This window comes from Micromonospora sp. BRA006-A (assembly GCF_033433935.1).
Taxonomy (GTDB): Bacteria; Actinomycetota; Actinomycetes; order Mycobacteriales; family Micromonosporaceae; genus Micromonospora; species Micromonospora aurantiaca.
In genome coordinates, this window is the sequence record NZ_JANCLW010000001.1 from 4,654,630 (window position 1) to 4,670,914 (window position 16,285).

The window sequence follows — 16,285 nt, forward strand, 5'->3', positions numbered from 1 at the left end:
GCCGGACGACGGGCACGGCCGGACGACGGGCACGGCCGGATCGACGGCACAGTCGCGGGCGGCGACACGGCAGAGGGGCGGCGGGCGGGGAGAAGGGACAACCGATATGCCTCTCGGTAATATTTATGACCGAGAGGCATATCGGTTGGAATGCTTGTGTCGTCCAAGGGGCGACACGCCGAGGAACGCCCCTGGCGGTTGCGGGGGCGTGCCCCGGGGAGAGCTGAGGGCTCAGCCTTCGACGGCGGCGGCGAGCTTCCGCGACTCCGACGGCTCGGCGGACTCCCCCGACGCCGCAGGCTCCGCCGGCTCGGCGGACTCACCCGGCTTGGCGAACTCCCCCGGCTCCCCCGGCACCCCCGACTCCGCCGGCCCCCCCGACTCCGCCGGCGCCGCCGCGGCGGCCTCTCCCGCCGGAGCAGGGCCGTCGGCGAGGGCCGCCTCGACGGTGGCGCGGGCCCGGCGGGTACGGCGCAGGGCGCGCACCGCCAGCCCGACGGCGACCAGCCAGGCGGCGCCGAGCAGCACGTACACCACGACCGGCACCGAGCCGCCCACGCCGCCGGCGCTCAGCAGCGTGCGGGCGTTCGTCAGCACGATCACGCCGCCGATCACGGCGCCGAGCAGCTGGGCGGGGACGATGCGGACCAGCCAGGCCGCGATCGGCGCGGCGATCAGGCCGCCGACCAGAAGGGCGGCCACTGTGGGCAGCAGGAAGCCCTCGGAGCCCAGGCCGATGAGGAAGCCGATGCTGGCCGCGCCGGCCACCACGAACTCGGAGGTGTCCACCGAGCCGATGACCTTGCGGGGTTCCATCCGGCCGGAGACGAGCAGGGCGGGGGTGGCGACCGGGCCCCAGCCACCGCCGCCGGTGGCGTCGACGAAGCCGGCGACCAGGCCGAGCGGGGCGAGGAAGCGGCTACGGAGCCGGCCGGCGGCGCGGTTGGCGCGCAACGGCCGAGAGAACCGCACCAGCAGGTACGCGCCGAGCGTGAACAGGATGGCGGCCATCCACGGCGCCGCCGCCTCGGTGGAGATGGAGCTGAGGAACGTCGCCCCGGCGAACGCGCCGATCGCGCCGGGGAGCGCGATGCGGCCGACCACCTTCCAGTCGACGTTGCCGAAACGCCAGTGCGAGACGCCTGCGGCGAGCGTGGTCCCGATCTCGGCCAGGTGCACCGAGGCGGACGCCGCGGCCGGCGCCACGCCGGCGAACAGGAGAAGCGTGGAGGAGGTCAGCCCGTACGCCATGCCCAGCGCGCCGTCGACGAGTTGCGCGGCGAGCCCGACGAGGGCGAGGACCAGCAGCTTGCGCACGAGCGCCCCCTGACTTTTCGGTATCTCCTATCGACTTGGTCGACAATGCGGCACGAGGGCGCCCCGGGTCAAGTCCCCCATCCGGTTGATAGGAGACGCCGGACGGTGTGGTCAGCTCCAGGCGCGCGGGTCGGCGGCCAGTTCGTTGACCCGACCGGGCAGCGCGCCGGCGGCCACGTCGCCGATGGTGACCAGCTCCAGGATCTCCCGTTCGCTGGCCCGCAGCGCGATCCAGACGTCCTGCAACGCGCGCGCCGCGCCCTGGTAGCCGAGCTGTTCCGGGCGCTGCCCGCGCACGTGCGCGAGTGGACCGTCGATGACGCGGATCACCTCGGCCAGGGAGATCTCCCCGGCGGGCCGGGCCAGCCAGTAGCCGCCCTCGGGGCCACGCTGGGCATGCACGATGCCGCCCCGGCGCAGTTGCAGCAGGATGCTCTCGAGGAACTTCGGCGGGATGTCCTGCGCGCGGGCGATCTGCTCGGCGGTCACCGGGCGGCTCCGTCCGGTGCTTCCCCCGTCCGCGACCGAGGCCAGCTCAGCGGTCGCGCGGAGGGCATAGTCGACCCGGGCGGAGAGACGCATACGGCCAGGTTAGTCCGCTGCGGTGCGGACCTGCCGCCCGACCCGCGCCCGGACGATCACCGGCCGGACGGTCAGTCGCCGACCCGGCGCAGCAGCCCCTCCTGGACGGCGCTGGCGATGTGCCGGCCGTCGGTGGTGAACATCCGGCCCGTGGCCAGGCCGCGGGCGCCCGACGCCGACGGGCTCCAGCAGTCGTACAGGAACCACTCGTCGGCGCGGAACGACCTGTGGAACCACAGCGCGTGGTCGAGGCTCGCGCCGACCACACCGCCCGGGCCCCACACCTCGCCGTGCACCGACAGCACCGAGTCCAGCAGCGTCAGGTCGGAGGCGTACGTGAGGGCGCACGCGTGCAGCAGCGGATCGTCCGGCAGCTTGCCGTCCAGGCGCATCCACACCCGCTGGTGCGGTTCGGCCGGGCGGTCGCCGGGGCGGACCCAGCCGGGCTCGCCGACGTAGCGCACGTCGATCGGGCGCGGGATCATCCCCCAGATACCCAGGCGCTCCGGGTAGCGGGACAGCCGGTCGGCCATGGTCGGCACGTCGTCCGGGCCGGGTACGTCCGGCGGGAGCGGGGCATGGTGGTCCAGCCCCTCCTCCTGGCGCTGGAACGACGCCGACATGAAGAAGATCGGCTTGTCGTGCTGCAACGCCACCGAGCGGCGTACCGAGAAGGAGCGGCCGTCACGGACGTTCTCCACCTGGTACTCGATCGGCTCGGCCGGGTCGCCGGGGCGCACGAAGTAGCCGTGCAGGGAGTGCACGGCCCGCTCCGCGTCGACGGTGCGGCCGGCCGCGACCAGGGCCTGGCCGGCGACCTGCCCGCCGTAGACCCGCTGCGGGCCCACCGGCGGGCTCATCCCCCGGAAGGTCATCTCTCCGGTACGGGCGAGGTCGAGCACCTCCAGCAGCTGGTCGACCGCCGCCTGCCCGGTGGCCACACCACTCATTGAAGAGCTCGCGCCGAAGCCGCGTCGACCAGCGAACCGAGCTGGTGCACGCGCAGCGTGTTGGTGGAGCCGGGGGTGCCGGGCGGGCTGCCCGCCACGATCACCACGTAGTCGCCCGGGTTGGCCCGGTTGAGGCCGAGCAGCGCCTGGTCGACCTGGCGGAACATGTCGTCGGTGTGCTGGACGAACGGCATCAGGAACGTCTCGACGCCCCAGGAGAGCGCGAGCTGGTTGCGCACCTCCGGCACCGGCGTGAACGCCAGCAGCGGCAGGTCGCAGTGCAGCCGGGCCAGCCGCTTGACGGTGTCACCGGTCTGCGAGAACGCGACCATGGCCTTGGCGCCGATGGCCCGGGCGATCGACGAGGCGGCGACGGTGAGCGCGCCGCCGTGCGTACGCGGATCGTGCTGCAACCGGGGGACGGCGATCGAGCCGGCCTCGGTGGTGGTGATGATCTTCGCCATGGTGCTGACGGTGAGCACCGGGTACTTGCCGACGCTGGTCTCGCCGGAGAGCATCACCGCGTCCGCGCCGTCGAGCACCGCGTTCGCCACGTCGGAGGCCTCGGCGCGGGTCGGGCGGGAGTTCTCGATCATCGAGTCGAGCATCTGGGTGGCCACGATGACCGGCTTGGCGTTCTCCCGGCAGAGCTGCACGGCGCGCTTCTGCACCAGCGGCACCTGGTCCAGCGGCAGTTCGACGCCGAGGTCGCCGCGGGCGACCATGACCCCGTCGAAGGAGAGCACGATCGCCTCGAGGTGGTCGACCGCCTCCGGCTTCTCGACCTTGGCCAGGACCGGGCGGCGCACGCCCTCCTCGTCCATGATCGAGTGGACGAGCTTGATGTCCTCCGGCGAGCGGACGAAGGAGAGCGCGACCAGGTCGACGCCGAGGCCGAGGGCGAAGCGCAGGTCCTCGGCGTCCTTGTCGGACAGGGCCGGGACGCTCACCGCGACGTTCGGCAGCGAGACGCCCTTGTTGTTGGAGACCGGGCCACCCTCGGTGACCAGGCACCGGATGTCGTTGCCGGTGACGTCGCTGACCTCGACGGCGACCCGGCCGTCGTCGATCAGCAGCCGGTCGCCCGGCTTCACCTCCTGCGGCAGCTTGCGGTAGGTGCAGGAGACCCGCTCCTTGGTGCCCTCCACCTCGTCGCCGGTGATCACCACCGAGTCGCCGGTGCGCCACTCGTGCGGGCCGTCGGCGAACCGGCCGAGGCGGATCTTGGGGCCCTGGAGGTCGGCGAGCACGGCGACCGGCCGGCCGGCCGCCTCGGCCGCCTCGCGGACCAGCCGGTAGACCGATTCGTGGTCGGCGTGACTGCCGTGGCTGAAGTTGAGCCTCGCCACGTTCATGCCCGCCTCTACGAGGCCGCGGATACGCTCCGGGGACGCGGTTGCGGGGCCGAGAGTGCAGACGATCTTCGCGCGGCGTGTCACGCCCATCAGGCTAGTCTCTCCTCCGGATCGGCCTCCCGGCCGACCCCTTGCGGACTGCGGAACATTTGTCCAACGACGCGCGTCAACCGCGTGGGCGGGCGGTAGGCGTACCGCACCGGAACGTCGTGTGGCGGGCATCAGCGACCGCGCGGTGAGAAATCGTACCGCTCCCCGTCACGGGCCGGCCGGGGGCACTGTGAGGCCGCCGCGCCCGGCCGTCCGGCCGTGGGCGGGCACTGGGGTACGCGGAAGCGATCGGTGCCGTCGGAGGGGCGGGCGTCGCGCCTCAGCTCTCCGTCTTGACCAGCGGGAACTCCAGTGAGCCGGCCGGGCAGAGGAAGGTGAGCACCTCGACCCGGTAGAGCCCGGCCTGCACCGCCGGGTCGGCCTCCATGACGCTGCGGACGTCGTCCACCGAACCGGTCCGGGCCAGGCCGAAACCGATCGGCGGGTCGGGTTCCCGGGCCGGGCCGTCGACCGACCCGTCCACGAGCACGATGCCGCGCCGTTGCAGCGCCCGCATGTGCTGGAGGTGCTCGGCCTGCAACCGCTGCACGGTCTCGTCCGGCAGGGCCCGTCCCGAGGGCCCCGGGTAGAGCACGATGCACTCGTACGTGTCGAGCGCGAAGTCGAGCCGTGGCGTCGCGGCCATGCGCACCTCCTGACCACCGTCCCGCCCAGCCTCCCACGGCGGCCGGGTGCGCCGGGGCCGCTCGCCGCAACTGCCAGTGCTTCGCCGCCACGATTCGGGGAATGTCCAGGGGTCGGGGCGCAGCACCGCCCCGCGAGGTACGAACGAGCACAGGAGGACCGCGAATGGCCACCAGCACCCAGCCCGCCAAGGCGTCGGGCAGCTACCGGATCGGTGGCGACCTGCCGGTCGACCGCCTCGGCTACGGGGCGATGCAGCTCACCGGCCCCGGCGTGTGGGGCGACCCGAAGGATCCGGCCGAGGCGGTACGGGTGCTGCGCCGCGCGTACGAGCTGGGCGTCACGTTCATCGACACCGCCGACTCGTACGGGCCGTTCGTCAGCGAGCTGCTGATCCGCGAGGCGCTGCACCCGTACGCCGACGACCTGGTCATCGCGACGAAGGCCGGCCTGACCCGCTCCGGCCCGGACGACTGGCGGCCGGTGGGCCGCCCGGAGTATCTGCGCCAGCAGTGCGAGCTGAGCCTGCGCCACCTGGGCCTGGACTGCATCCCGCTCTACCAGCTGCACCGCATCGACGCGAAGGTGCCGCTGGCCGACCAGCTCGGCGAGCTGGCGCTGCTGCGCCAGGAGGGCAAGATCCGGCACATCGGGCTGTCCCAGGTCAGCGTCGAGGAGATCGAGGCGGCCCGGGCGATCGCGCCGATCGTGTCCGTGCAGAACCTCTACAACCTGGCCGACCGCAGCGCGGAGGACGTGCTGGAGCACTGCGAGCGCCACGACCTGGCGTTCATCCCGTGGTTCCCGATCGCCACCGGCAACCTGGCCCGGCCCGGCGGACCGCTGGACGCGATCTCGACAGCGCACGGCGCCAGTCCGGCGCAGCTCGCGCTGGCCTGGCTGCTGCGCCGGTCGCCGGTGATGCTGCCGATCCCGGGTACGTCGTCGGTGGCGCATCTGGAGGAGAACGTGGCGGCGGCCGGGGTGAAGCTGACCGACGACGAGTTCGAGGCGCTGGCGAAGGCCGCCTGAGCCGGCCGCCGCACCTCCGCCGACCGGCCCCTTTCGCGGAAAGTGACCGGACAACTACTGTCAGAGGGATTCTCATGAGTGGGGGTCCCCTGTGGAGCAATTCGACTACGTGATCGTGGGGGCCGGCGCGGCGGGATGCGTGCTGGCCAACCGGCTCACCGAGGATCCGGGGACGCGGGTGCTGCTGCTGGAGGCGGGCGGCTGGGACCGCAGCCCGTACGTGCGGGTGCCCAAGGCGTTCTCCCGGCTGATGGACGACGAGCGCACCGCCTGGCACTACCCGGCCACCACCGGGCCGGGCCGCCAGGAGATCTGGCAGCGCGGACGGATGATCGGCGGCTCGACGTCGGTGAACGGCATGATCTGGAGCCGCGGCGCGGCCCGCGACTGGGACGCCCTCGAACCGCTGGGCTGGGGCTGGTCGGTCATGGGCCGGGTGTTCCCGCGGCTGGAGGACCACCCGCTCGGGCCCGCGCCGCACCGGGGCACCGGCGGCCCGGTGCGGCTGTCCATCGCCACCGGCACCGACCCGCTCGCCGAGGAGATGGTGGCGACCGGCGCCGAGCTGGGCTGGCGCCACGCCGACGACCTGGACGCCCACGACGACGAGCGGATCGGCTACCCGACCGCCACGATCCGCGCCGGACGCCGGGTCAGCGCCGCGGACGCGTTCCTGCACCCGGTGCGGCGCCGGCCCAACCTGACCGTCGAGGTCGGCGCCGTCGTCCTGCGGGTGCTCGTCGAGGGCGGCCGGGCCACCGGTGTACGGGTGGTGCGCGGCGGCGGGGAGACCACGTACCGGGCGGCCGGTGAGGTGATCCTCGCCGCGGGCGCCCTGGCCACCCCGCACCTGTTGCAGGTCTCCGGCATCGGCCCGGCGGACGCGCTGCGCGCCGCAGGGGTGCCGGTGCTGCTCGACCGGCCTCGGGTCGGCGCCGGGCTGCGCGAGCACCGGTCGATGGTGCTCCAGTACCGCCTCGCCGAACGCGGCGGCCACAACATGACCATCGGCAGCCCGCTCGGGCAGGCCCGGGCCATGCTGCGCTGGCTGCTCACCGGGGGCGGCCCGCTCGCCCTGCCGGTGCTGGACGTGGCGGCCCACCTCAAGTCCCGCCCCGATCTGGACCGCCCGGACGCGCACCTGCTGATGGCGCCGTTCTCGGCCGCACCGCCGCGGCCCGGCAAGGCCCTGGAGCTGGAACGGGAGCCGGGCGTGATGTGCCTGGGCACGGTGACCCGCCCGGACAGCGAGGGCAGCCTGACGATCACCGACGCGGACCCGCGTACGCCGCCGGCCGTCGTGGCGAACTACCTCGCCACCGAGCACGACCGGCGGGTGGCGGTGGACCTGTTCCGCCGGATGCGGGAGTTCTTCGGCACCGGCCCGATCGCGAAGCGCATCCGGGCCGAGACGGTGCCCGGGACGGCGACCACCACCGACGCGGAGATCGTCGAGGCGGCGGTGGCGCGCGGCTACTGCGGCTACCACGCCATCGGCACCTGCGCGATGGGCACCGGCGACGACCACGTGGTGGATCCGCGGTTGCGGGTACGCGGCGTGGACGGGCTGCGGGTGGCCGACGCGTCGGTGCTTCCGGTGATGGTGGCGGGCTGGACCAGCGCCCCGGTGACCGCGCTGGCCTGGCGGGCCGCCGACGTGATCAGGGGACGGGACGCGGACTGAACGTGCCGGACCCGGCCGGACGTGCCCGGGACCGCGCGGCGGCGGGCCCGGGCACGTGGCTCAGACCGCGAAGCAGTTCGGCCGGACCGCGGCGCCGGAGAGCACCTGGCGTACCGCCGTGTAGGTGGTGCCGTCCAGCACCAGCCCGAGGTGGCCGACGACCCGCAGCGGGCACCACGCCTGCACCAGGATGTTCGTCGCGCCGTCGGCGAGCACGGCGTTGTCGACCGGCCGGACCAGTTCGTCCTGCCAGGTGCGCACCGTCGCCCACCGGACCGGGCCGGGGGTGTCGTCCCCGGCGTTGAGGTCGGCGAGGAAGCTCGACCCGATGGTCATCTGCTGGCAGGCGATCACTCCGGCGCAACTGCCCAGCCCCAGGAAGGCGACCAGGTTGGCGACGTAGGTGCCGTACTGCGGGCTGCCCAGGCTGACGTACTGGTCGACGGTTGCGGCGCCGCCGAGGTACTTGACGTACCAGCGGCTGACCAGGCCGCCCTCGGAGTGGCCGACCAGGTCGACGCGGGCCGCGCCGGTGCCGGCGCGCACCCGGTCCACGTAGGACGACAACGCCCGGGCGGACTCGCGGATGTCGCCGAGACCGAGGTTCGGCAACTGGAAGATCGAGACCCGGTAGCCGTCGGCGCGCAGCCGGGCGGCGATCGGCTCGTACGCGATGGAGATTCCACTGAGGCCGCCGACCACGATCACCGGGTCGGCGGCCGCGGCGGCGGCCCGTTGCGCGGCGGTGGCGACGGTGGCCGTGTTCGAAGGGGCGGCGGGTTCGGCGGTGGCGGCCTGGGCGGCGGCCGGGACGAGCAGGACGGTGGCGGCGGTGGTGGCGGCCAGGATCGTTCGGAGCAGCATGGGCTGCACCTCCGGGGGGAGGCACCCGGGCGTACCCGGGGGGACGGGTGGGATCCGATCGATCGTGGACACGATGATGCGTGTCCGATTTCACACACGTCAATGAAAAGTTACGCGGCAGTAACTCTTGTCGCGCCCAGCGCGCAAACCGGCATGCCGGACCGGGCTCAGTTGCCCAGCGCCTGGACCTTCGCGATGGTCTCCTGCACGTGCTGCCGGGCCGGCTCCCCGCCCTGCGCGGCCTGCGCCAGCGCCTGCCGGTAGGAGTCGATGGCGCCGATCAGCGGCCCCGCAGTCGCCCCCTCCAGCGCGCCCGCCACCAGCGCCCGCGCCTCGGCCGCGTCCTGCGCGGCAGCGGCGGTGCGTGCCTTGGCCTCGTCCAGCTTCTGTGCCGCCGCCGCCAGCCTGGCGATGATCTCCGCCGCGCTCACACGCCCCTCCCCCCGCTCACCGACCCCGCGAGCCTACCGCCCCGTCCCGCCCCACCGCCTTCGCGATCTTGCACTTTCCGCCCGCCCGAAGGCCACATATGCCGCACCCTCGGGGCCGCAACTCCATGATCGACGGAGCGGGGCGGGGGTGAGGGCGCGGGTGGGCGGGCAGGGTCAGCGGAGGAGGCGGAACAGGAGGAGGTATAGGCAGAAGAAGGACGGGGAGACCAGCGCGCAGATCACGAAGCCGAGCGGCACGTACCGCCCGGCCGGCGGCGCCTCGCCCTCCACCACCGGGCGGCCCCAGCGGGCGAGCACGACCTGACCGGCCACGAAGGACATCAACGGCACGCCCGCGCAGGACAGCGCCGCCACCAGGTCCAGCCCGGTCACCGGCAGCGACGAACCCACTATCGCGATCAGCATCAGCAGCGAACCGACGAGCGCACAGCCCGCGTACACCACCACCGCCCGCGCCGGCGCCGACCAGGTGGGCAGCAGCACCGGCGTGCGGGCCAGCGCGTCGGCCTGCTGCCCGAACACGTCGGCCTCCTCGGCCAGCCGCCCCGCCGCCGCCAGCTCCGACGCCGGGTCGCCGGCCCGCGGCGCCGGAACACCCCCCGAGGGGTACGCCCCGACGTCCGGCCGCCCCGGCGCGTCGGCTGCGCCGCCGGTCACCCCGTCCCCCGGTCCGGGCGCGGGACCGGGCGCTCCCCCACCGGCCACCATCGCCGGTGCCGTCACCTCCGCCGGGACCGACGTCATCGGCACGCCGATCGCCTGCCCGAGCCGGTCCAGGTGCTGCCCCTGGGCGGCGAGCCGCTGCCCGAGCGTGTCGACGGCGGACTGGAGGCCACGGCGGCGCTCCGCCTCGGCCGCGATCTCCCGCTCCCCGCCGCGCTGCCGGGTGGACAGCTCCCGCAGCAGCGCCGCGTACTCGTCGAATCCGCTCATGATGGATCTCCCCCGGTGGCGAACGGCACGATCAGCGCGGTGCGGTGCTCGTGCCGGTCCACCAGCAGGGCGCGCCCCTCGCGCGGGACGTACGCCAGGTCGTGCACGCCGAGGTGCAGGCCCAGGTCGGCGGCGGGGACGTTCAGCGCGACCAGGCCGGTCACGTCGTCGCGGTGCCCGCTGCCGCCGAGGTCGTCGGTGAGGCGGCGCAGCCCGCGCCACCAGCCGAGCACGTGCACCCCGCGCGCGGGGCCCTGGCGCAGCACGGCGCGCAGGTCGTCGTACCCGGAGCGGAACGTCGCCGGGTCGGAGGCGGCCAGCGTCGTCGCGGCGGCGTCCATCCCGAACACCACCAGGTAGGTGCGCCCGGTCGCCGGGGCGTCGCCGGTCGCGGCCTCGGCGAACTGGGCGCGCAGCGCTCCGGCGTCGAGACGCCGGACCGGGTGCCCGGCGGCGGCGAGCGTCATGGCCAGGTCGTCGGCGGCGTCCGTGGTGCCCGGCGCCAGCGGCGCGAACAGGAACCGTGCGGTGCCGGGGGCGTGCTGGCGGGCCAGGGACAGGGTGGCCGACCGGAGCAGGTCCGCGCCGGCTGCCGAGGTGCCGACCACCGCGAGGTGCCGGCCCGGGCTGGCGTCGAGCGCGAACCCGGCCGGGCTGCCGGGGACGTCGACCACGCGGCCGACGAGCGCGTACGGCGGGTCGGTGCCCGGGGTCAGCGCCGCCCAGGCGGGGTCGTCGGTGAGCCGGGGCGTCTCGTGTCCCCGGAAGACGGCAGGCGGGCGCGCCCCGGCCGGGCGGGACGCGTGCAGCTCGTGGCGCAGCGCGGCGAGGTCGGCCGAGGCGGCGTGCGCGTCGGGGAACCGCACCTCGGCGTCCGAGCCGGGCGCGCCCGCGCCGGTGTTCACCACTGCCGTGCCGACGGTGAGCCCGCGTGCGGCGTCGTTGCGCGGGTCCAGCACGGCGTCGCCGCCTGGTAGCGCGATCCGCAGCGGGAACTGCCCGAAGATCGCCTCGGCCCGGCCGTAGAGCGCCTCGACGCCGGTGGTGCTCTGGCTCGCCAGCACCAGGTGCAGGCCGTACGAGCGGCCCTTGCGGGCCAGTTCCTCGATCAGGTCGACGGCCTGCCGGGCCAGCGCGTCGTTGCCGGCGAACAGCACGTGGAACTCGTCGACGACGGTGACGATCCGGGGCGGCCGGGCGTTGGGCGGCAGGTCCGCCAGGCGGCTGACGCCGTGCCGCTTCAGCAGGTCGGCGCGGCGGCCCAGCTCGGCGCGCAGCTCGCGCAGCACCGCCACGCCGTACTCGCGGTCGGACTCGATGCCGACCGCGTCGGCGTGCGGCAGCCAGGACGGGTCACGGTCGGTGGGCACGAACTCGGTGAAGCTGACGCCCTCCTTGAAGTCGAGCAGCATCAGCCGCAGCTCGGCCGGGGAGTAGCGGGCGGCCAGCCCGTAGAGCACGTCGAGCAACAGGACCGTCTTGCCGGCGCCGGTCCGCCCGCCGATCAGCCAGTGCGGGGTGGCGTCGTCGAACGCCACGCTCAGCGGACGGCGTCCGGCCCGGCCGAGCACGGTACGCAGCCCGGAGGCGGCGGACCCGGCCCAGCGCTGTGCCGGGAGCAGGTCGGTGAACGTGACGCCGTCCTGGCCGGCGGCCTCGGCGTACCGGCGGGCCAGCGCGGTGACGGTGGCGTGCGACGGGTCGCCGTCGAGCACCACCGGCGCGGCCAGTCCGCTGCCGTCGGTGCTGAACGGGCGCCCGGGCGGGTCGCCGACGAGCGTGTACCGCTCGGTGACGCGCAGCTGGGTGGTGGCGCCCAGCGGCGGCGCGGCGGACGGCCCGGCCGGTGGGTGGCCGGCCAGCAGCACGCAGACCGCAGCGGCCGGGCCGGCGTGGGTGAGCGCGGCGAGCCGGGCCAGCTCCCGGGGCGGCGGCGCGGACGCGGCGACCACCACCAGCAGTTCGCGGTCCTCCGGCGCGGATCGCTGGGCGGTACGGGCGTGCCGCTCGGCCAGGTCGAGCAGGGCCGTCGTCTCCGCCTCGGTGGTCGCCGTCGCGGCGAGCACCCCGGCGTCGTGCAGCGGGCGCAGCGGCAGGAACGCCGCACCGAAGGCGGCCTGGTCGATGCCGGCGACCCGGATCGCGCCGGCCGGAGCGGCGGTCAGCAGCCGTACCACCACCGCCCGCAACAGCTCGCCGACGCGCGGGTCGCGGGCGTCCTGATCGAGCGCCAGGTGCGCGCCCGCGCCCACCGGCACGAGCACCGGGAACGCGCCGTCGACAGTGGTCGCGGCGCCGAGGCGTACCGGAACGGGGTGGGTCGCGACGCGGGCCGTGCCGGGCACCGCGGCGGCCAGCTCACCGCCGAGGCGGGCCAGCCGCGCGACCAGCTCGGGGCTGCCCACGGGCGCCGGGCCCGCGGCGCCCAGCAGCCGCCGGGCCGCCTCCCAGTGCCGCACCGCCCGCCGATGCCGATCGACCGCCTGCCGGTACGCCGCCGCGAGTCTGCCCACCGTCCGCCCTCCGACGTTTGCGATCGAAGGGAACCCTAACGGACGCGCGCCGCACCGGCACCTGGTGCTCCGCACCGGGGATTCGTCCACTGTTCACCCGGCTACGGACGGGCGCGCCGCCCGCCGTTCCCCCGGCCCCGCTTGCCTTCCGTCAGGCAATCGTGCGCACAGGAAGGCGACGACGTGACCACCTCACCTCTCCCCCGGCGGTCCCTGCTGCGCGGCGGCGTGGCCGGCGGCCTCGGCATCATGGTGGCCGGCAGCCTGGAGGCGATCGCCGGTCCGGCGGCGGCCCGGCCCGCGTGCCGCCCCGCCGTCGGCTACGGCGACCTGGTGCCGGACCCGGCCGGCCTGCTGGCGCTGCCGCCCGGCTTCTCGTACACGGTCGTCGCGAAGGCAGGCGCGACGCTGCTGGAGTCCGGGCAGCCCACCCCGAGCGACGCGGACGGCACCGGCTGCTTCCGCGGCCCGCACGGCTCGGTGCTGGTCAACAACCACGAGATCGGCGGCGACGAGCCGTACCCGGTGCCGGCGCTACCCGGCCTCACCTACGACCCGGGCGCCCGCGGCGGCACCACCACCATCGAGGTGGACCGGCACGGGCGGCGGCTGCGCGAGTACGTCAGCGTGGCCGGCACGCACAACAACTGCGCCGGTGGCATCACCCCGTGGGGCACGTGGCTGACCTGCGAGGAGACCGAGCAGCGGGCCGGCGGGCGGTATCTGAAGGACCACGGGTACGTCTTCGAGGTCGACCCGCACGACAGGTCCGCCAACACCGATCCGGTGCCGCTGACGTTCCTCGGGCGGTACTCGCACGAGGCCGTCGCGGTCGACCCGTACACCCACTCGATCTACCTGACCGAGGACGCGAGCGGGCCCAACGGCCTGTACTTCCGGTGGACGCCGCCGCCCGGCTTCCGGGCCGGCAAGGGCGCGCTGCGGGCGCTCGCCCAGCGGCCCGACGGCGGCACCGCCGGCAGCCTCGCCGCGATGCGCTGCCTGCGCGGCGACACGCACGTGGCCGACCTGTCCGAGGCCACCACGCCCGGCACCCGCTACCGGGTTGAGTGGATCGAGGTACCCGACCGCGACGCCCGCACCGTGTCCGTACGCAAGCAGTTCACCGACGCCGAGGTGACCCGCAGCCGCAAGCTGGAGGGCGCCTGGTGGGGCGACGGCGGCGCGTACTTCGTGGCCAGCTACGCCCGCCACGACGACGGCAGCGCCAACGAGCACGACGGTCAGGTGTGGTTCTACGACCCGCGCCGGCAGACCGTGACGCTGAAGACCATCTTCGGGGTGAACACCGACCCGGAGGCCGACACCGGCAACTACGACGGGCCGGACAACATCACCGTGTCGCCGTACGGCGGGGTGATCCTGGCCGAGGACGGCGAGGGCGTGTCGCACCTGGTCGGCGTCACCGAGCAGGGCAAGGCGTACCCGCTGGCGCGCAACGAGCTGAACGACAGCGAGTTCACCGGGCCCACGTTCAGCGCGGACGGGCGGACGCTGTTCGCCAACATCCAGTCACCGGGGTACGTGTTCGCGATCACCGGACCGTGGGGGCGGCCGGGCAACGGGCACCGCTGAGGAAGCGCCGGCCGGCGGTTCCCCTGGGGGCGGGAACCGTCGGCCGACCCGCCTCACCTCGGCGATCTTGCACTTGCGGCCCCGAAGGATGGGTGCATAAGCCGCAGTTCGCCGGCCGAAAGTGCAAGATCGGCGCGCTGCACCGCGCCGACGATATCCGCGCGGACGCTCTCGGCGATCGCGGAGCGTGGCGGGGTCAGCCGCGCCTCGTCATCCCCTTCCCACGGAGATCTTGGAAGCTGACGGCCCCCGGGAGGGCCGTCAGCTTCCAAGATCTCGCAGCGTCCGCGACTACGGCGACTCGGGACGCTCAGCGACGAACACCCCGAGGCCGTGTACGCCCTCTACCCATCCCTGCGTCTGAAGCACGAGGATGGCCTGGCGGACCACTGTCGTTGAGACGCCATGCTCCGCCTTGAGCTGCGCTGTGGACGGCAACTTGTCTCCGGGCGAGAGTTCTCCTGACTGAATCTGAGTGCGGAGCTGGTCCGCGAGCTGTTCCCACTTCGGTTTGACGGGCATATGGACTCCCAGGTCTGCCCCGCCATTCGATCACGCACAACTAGTCGTGACAAGCAACGTGTTGTCGTGCTTGCTATGCGTGACTAGTTGTGTAAAGCTCCAGCTGACCGGCTCCCAGGTCTGCAAACCGGAGTTGGTCCGTTCCCACCGCGCAAAGTGCTCGGTCGACCAATCCCCCGGTCGGCCGGGCGTGCGCACCTGTCATCCGCACGTCGTACCCGGCGGGAGGCCCGATGGGCGAGCGCACCGACAACCTCAACCCCGGCGAGCCCTTCGCCTCGGCGCAGGACCATGCCTGCCCGGAGGTGGCATGCACGCGCCTGACCAAGGCCGCCGTCATCCGTTCCGACGCTCCCCGGTGAAGGCCGGTCCCATCCTGGCGGGCGACCTCCTCCACCTCGACCGCGCAGCGAGCGTGCAATTCTGCCGCCCGATCACGGTGCGATTCATCCGGGAGATCACCGACCGCCAGACGTTCGACGGCTGGGCGTGGATCGAGGCGTACGAGTTGAACGCCGGGGGCGACGCGATCGCCAGGCGAAAACTGTTCGTCCAGCCGGCCGGGCTGCGCTGGCTCAACCCGGCCGTCGCCGACTGCGGCCACACGGCGAGACGACCACGGATACCGGCGTGAGCACCGGCGCACGCCCGCATCTGCCCATGCGCCCGCTCTGGATCTGCAAACGCTGCGCCTATCCGTGGCCGTGCGCGGAGGCTCGACTCGACCTGCTCGCCGAGTACGCGAACGATCGTGTCGCCCTGTCGATCTACCTGTGTGGGCAGCTCTATGACGCAGCCCACGAGCTACATCGACTCAACCCGTACGAGGCTCCCAGCCCACAAGCGTTGTTCGCTCGATTCGTCGGCTGGGCACGGCCGTGCCCGCCACTTCCTCCCGGACAGCGCAGCCCTTGATGCGTCACGTCAACAGACGGCCGGGCGACAAGACGTATCAATTCATGCCCGCCGGCGGGCGCAGGCCGTCCAGCGCGATGGCCAGGACGCGGTCGCGCTGGGCCGGGTCCGGGAACTGGTACGCGGCCAGCCCGCTGATCAGCCGGATCACGTCGTCGAAGCCGGCGTCCGTCCGGGCCGCCCCGGCCTGCTGCGCGCGGCGCAGCAACGGCTCGCCGGTCGCGTAGATCTCGGTGCGGCAGCTGCGGAACACCTCGGAGTCGTGCACCAGTTCCTCGGCCAGCGCCCGCTTGGTGGCGACGTAGGCGACGAACCGGTGCAGCCAGCCGACCAGGGCGTCCCACGGCGGCTCGTCGGCCAGGTCGGCGGCGGAGGCACTGAGTGCCCGCACCTCCTCGACGTAGACCGCCTCGAACAGCTCCCGCCGCTGCGGGAAGTTGCGGTAGAGCGTGCCGATGCCCACGCCCGCCCGGCGGGCGATCTCCTCGAGCGACGCACCCGCGCCGCGCTCGCCGAAGACCTCGCGGGCGGCGGCGATCAGCGCGTCGTAGTTGCGGCGGGCGTCGGCTCGCTTGGGGCGGCGCGCGAAGACCTCGCCGGACACGTCGACGTCAGCCATGACGCGCGTCACCCCTTCCGCCTTGCAACCGGAGGCACCCCTCCGCTAGGTTAATGGAGGCACGCCTCCGGTTGCTGACCGGAGCCACCCCTCCGGATAGCTTACTCCGGACTTCCGGCCGCCCTCCGGCCACGCGATCCTCGCGCCACGACACGGACCCGGGAGGTCCCACCATGCCCGCCGACCGCTGAGCGCCCGCACGCCCCGGCCGCCACC

Annotated in this window: 17 protein-coding genes; 6 read left to right on the forward strand and 11 right to left on the reverse strand. The window is 74.0% G+C overall.

Going from position 1 to position 16,285, the window contains the following annotated elements:
- Positions 1–231: 231 nt before the first annotated feature.
- The 5 genes from NMK34_RS21020 to NMK34_RS21040 all read right to left on the reverse strand — a co-directional run bounded on the left by NMK34_RS21020 (position 232) and on the right by NMK34_RS21040 (position 4,940).
- Positions 232–1,317 carry a sulfite exporter TauE/SafE family protein gene (locus NMK34_RS21020; protein WP_318334866.1) on the reverse strand — a complete coding sequence of 362 codons (1,086 nt, stop codon included), beginning with the start codon at positions 1,315–1,317 and terminating at the stop codon, positions 232–234.
- Between the two features lie 111 nt (positions 1,318–1,428).
- Entirely contained in the window at positions 1,429–1,899 is a 471-nt protein-coding gene (locus tag NMK34_RS21025; protein ID WP_318334867.1) for an Rrf2 family transcriptional regulator, read from the reverse strand.
- 71 nt (positions 1,900–1,970) lie between these two features.
- The gene (locus NMK34_RS21030) at positions 1,971–2,849 is read right to left on the reverse strand and encodes an acyl-CoA thioesterase (protein WP_194801278.1); all 879 of its coding nucleotides are present in this window, start codon (positions 2,847–2,849) and stop codon (positions 1,971–1,973) included.
- Positions 2,846–4,294, reverse strand: a complete 1,449-nt coding sequence (pyk, locus tag NMK34_RS21035) for a pyruvate kinase (protein WP_318334868.1) — start codon at positions 4,292–4,294, stop codon at positions 2,846–2,848. The genes NMK34_RS21030 and pyk overlap by 4 nt, the downstream gene beginning before the upstream one ends.
- A 280-nt stretch (positions 4,295–4,574) precedes the next feature.
- Positions 4,575–4,940, reverse strand: a complete 366-nt coding sequence (locus NMK34_RS21040; RefSeq protein ID WP_013287532.1) for a YciI family protein — start codon at positions 4,938–4,940, stop codon at positions 4,575–4,577.
- A 164-nt stretch (positions 4,941–5,104) separates the two neighbouring features.
- On the opposite strand from NMK34_RS21040, the gene NMK34_RS21045 reads away from it, so the two are divergent.
- Complete coding sequence (locus NMK34_RS21045; protein WP_318334869.1) at positions 5,105–5,971, forward strand: aldo/keto reductase; 867 nt, start codon at positions 5,105–5,107, stop codon at positions 5,969–5,971.
- A gap of 91 nt (positions 5,972–6,062) precedes the next feature.
- On the forward strand, positions 6,063–7,655 hold the full coding sequence (locus tag NMK34_RS21050) for a GMC family oxidoreductase (protein WP_318334870.1): 1,593 nt from the start codon (positions 6,063–6,065) through the stop codon (positions 7,653–7,655).
- 60 nt (positions 7,656–7,715) lie between these two features.
- Here the strand turns inward: NMK34_RS21050 and NMK34_RS21055 are convergent, their stop codons facing one another.
- The 4 genes from NMK34_RS21055 to NMK34_RS21070 form a co-directional block, all read right to left on the reverse strand.
- Entirely contained in the window at positions 7,716–8,519 is an 804-nt protein-coding gene (locus NMK34_RS21055) for a lipase family alpha/beta hydrolase (RefSeq protein ID WP_318334871.1), read from the reverse strand.
- Between the two features lie 167 nt (positions 8,520–8,686).
- Positions 8,687–8,950 (reverse strand): DUF6244 family protein, encoded by a 264-nt coding sequence (locus NMK34_RS21060; RefSeq protein ID WP_073830945.1) that lies wholly within the window; start codon positions 8,948–8,950, stop codon positions 8,687–8,689.
- Positions 8,951–9,124: 174 nt separating this feature from the next.
- On the reverse strand, positions 9,125–9,904 hold the full coding sequence (locus NMK34_RS21065) for a hypothetical protein (protein ID WP_318334872.1): 780 nt from the start codon (positions 9,902–9,904) through the stop codon (positions 9,125–9,127).
- The gene (locus NMK34_RS21070; protein WP_318334873.1) at positions 9,901–12,417 is read right to left on the reverse strand and encodes an FtsK/SpoIIIE domain-containing protein; all 2,517 of its coding nucleotides are present in this window, start codon (positions 12,415–12,417) and stop codon (positions 9,901–9,903) included. The genes NMK34_RS21065 and NMK34_RS21070 overlap by 4 nt, the downstream gene beginning before the upstream one ends.
- A gap of 183 nt (positions 12,418–12,600) precedes the next feature.
- On the opposite strand from NMK34_RS21070, the gene NMK34_RS21075 reads away from it, so the two are divergent.
- Positions 12,601–14,013, forward strand: coding sequence for an alkaline phosphatase PhoX (locus tag NMK34_RS21075; protein ID WP_318334874.1), 1,413 nt, complete (start codon positions 12,601–12,603; stop codon positions 14,011–14,013).
- Positions 14,014–14,304: 291 nt separating this feature from the next.
- Here the strand turns inward: NMK34_RS21075 and NMK34_RS21080 are convergent, their stop codons facing one another.
- Positions 14,305–14,535: a winged helix-turn-helix domain-containing protein gene (locus NMK34_RS21080; RefSeq protein WP_318334875.1), complete on the reverse strand. Its 231-nt coding sequence runs from the start codon at positions 14,533–14,535 to the stop codon at positions 14,305–14,307.
- 233 nt (positions 14,536–14,768) lie between these two features.
- Here NMK34_RS21080 and NMK34_RS21085 point away from each other — a divergent pair, with 233 nt between their 5' ends.
- Genes NMK34_RS21085 through NMK34_RS21095 form a run of 3 tightly spaced genes read left to right on the forward strand, consistent with a single transcriptional unit; the run spans position 14,769 to position 15,450 of the window.
- Positions 14,769–14,897: a hypothetical protein gene (locus NMK34_RS21085; protein ID WP_318334876.1), complete on the forward strand. Its 129-nt coding sequence runs from the start codon at positions 14,769–14,771 to the stop codon at positions 14,895–14,897.
- Positions 14,894–15,169 carry a hypothetical protein gene (locus NMK34_RS21090; RefSeq protein ID WP_318334877.1) on the forward strand — a complete coding sequence of 92 codons (276 nt, stop codon included), beginning with the start codon at positions 14,894–14,896 and terminating at the stop codon, positions 15,167–15,169. Before NMK34_RS21085 ends, NMK34_RS21090 begins: the two co-directional genes overlap by 4 nt.
- Positions 15,170–15,195: 26 nt before the next feature.
- Entirely contained in the window at positions 15,196–15,450 is a 255-nt protein-coding gene (locus tag NMK34_RS21095) for a hypothetical protein (RefSeq protein WP_318336390.1), read from the forward strand.
- Positions 15,451–15,487: 37 nt separating this feature from the next.
- Here NMK34_RS21095 and NMK34_RS21100 read toward each other — a convergent pair whose 3' ends face one another.
- On the reverse strand, positions 15,488–16,069 hold the full coding sequence (locus NMK34_RS21100) for a helix-turn-helix domain-containing protein (RefSeq protein ID WP_318334878.1): 582 nt from the start codon (positions 16,067–16,069) through the stop codon (positions 15,488–15,490).
- Between the last annotated feature and the right edge of the window lie 216 nt (positions 16,070–16,285).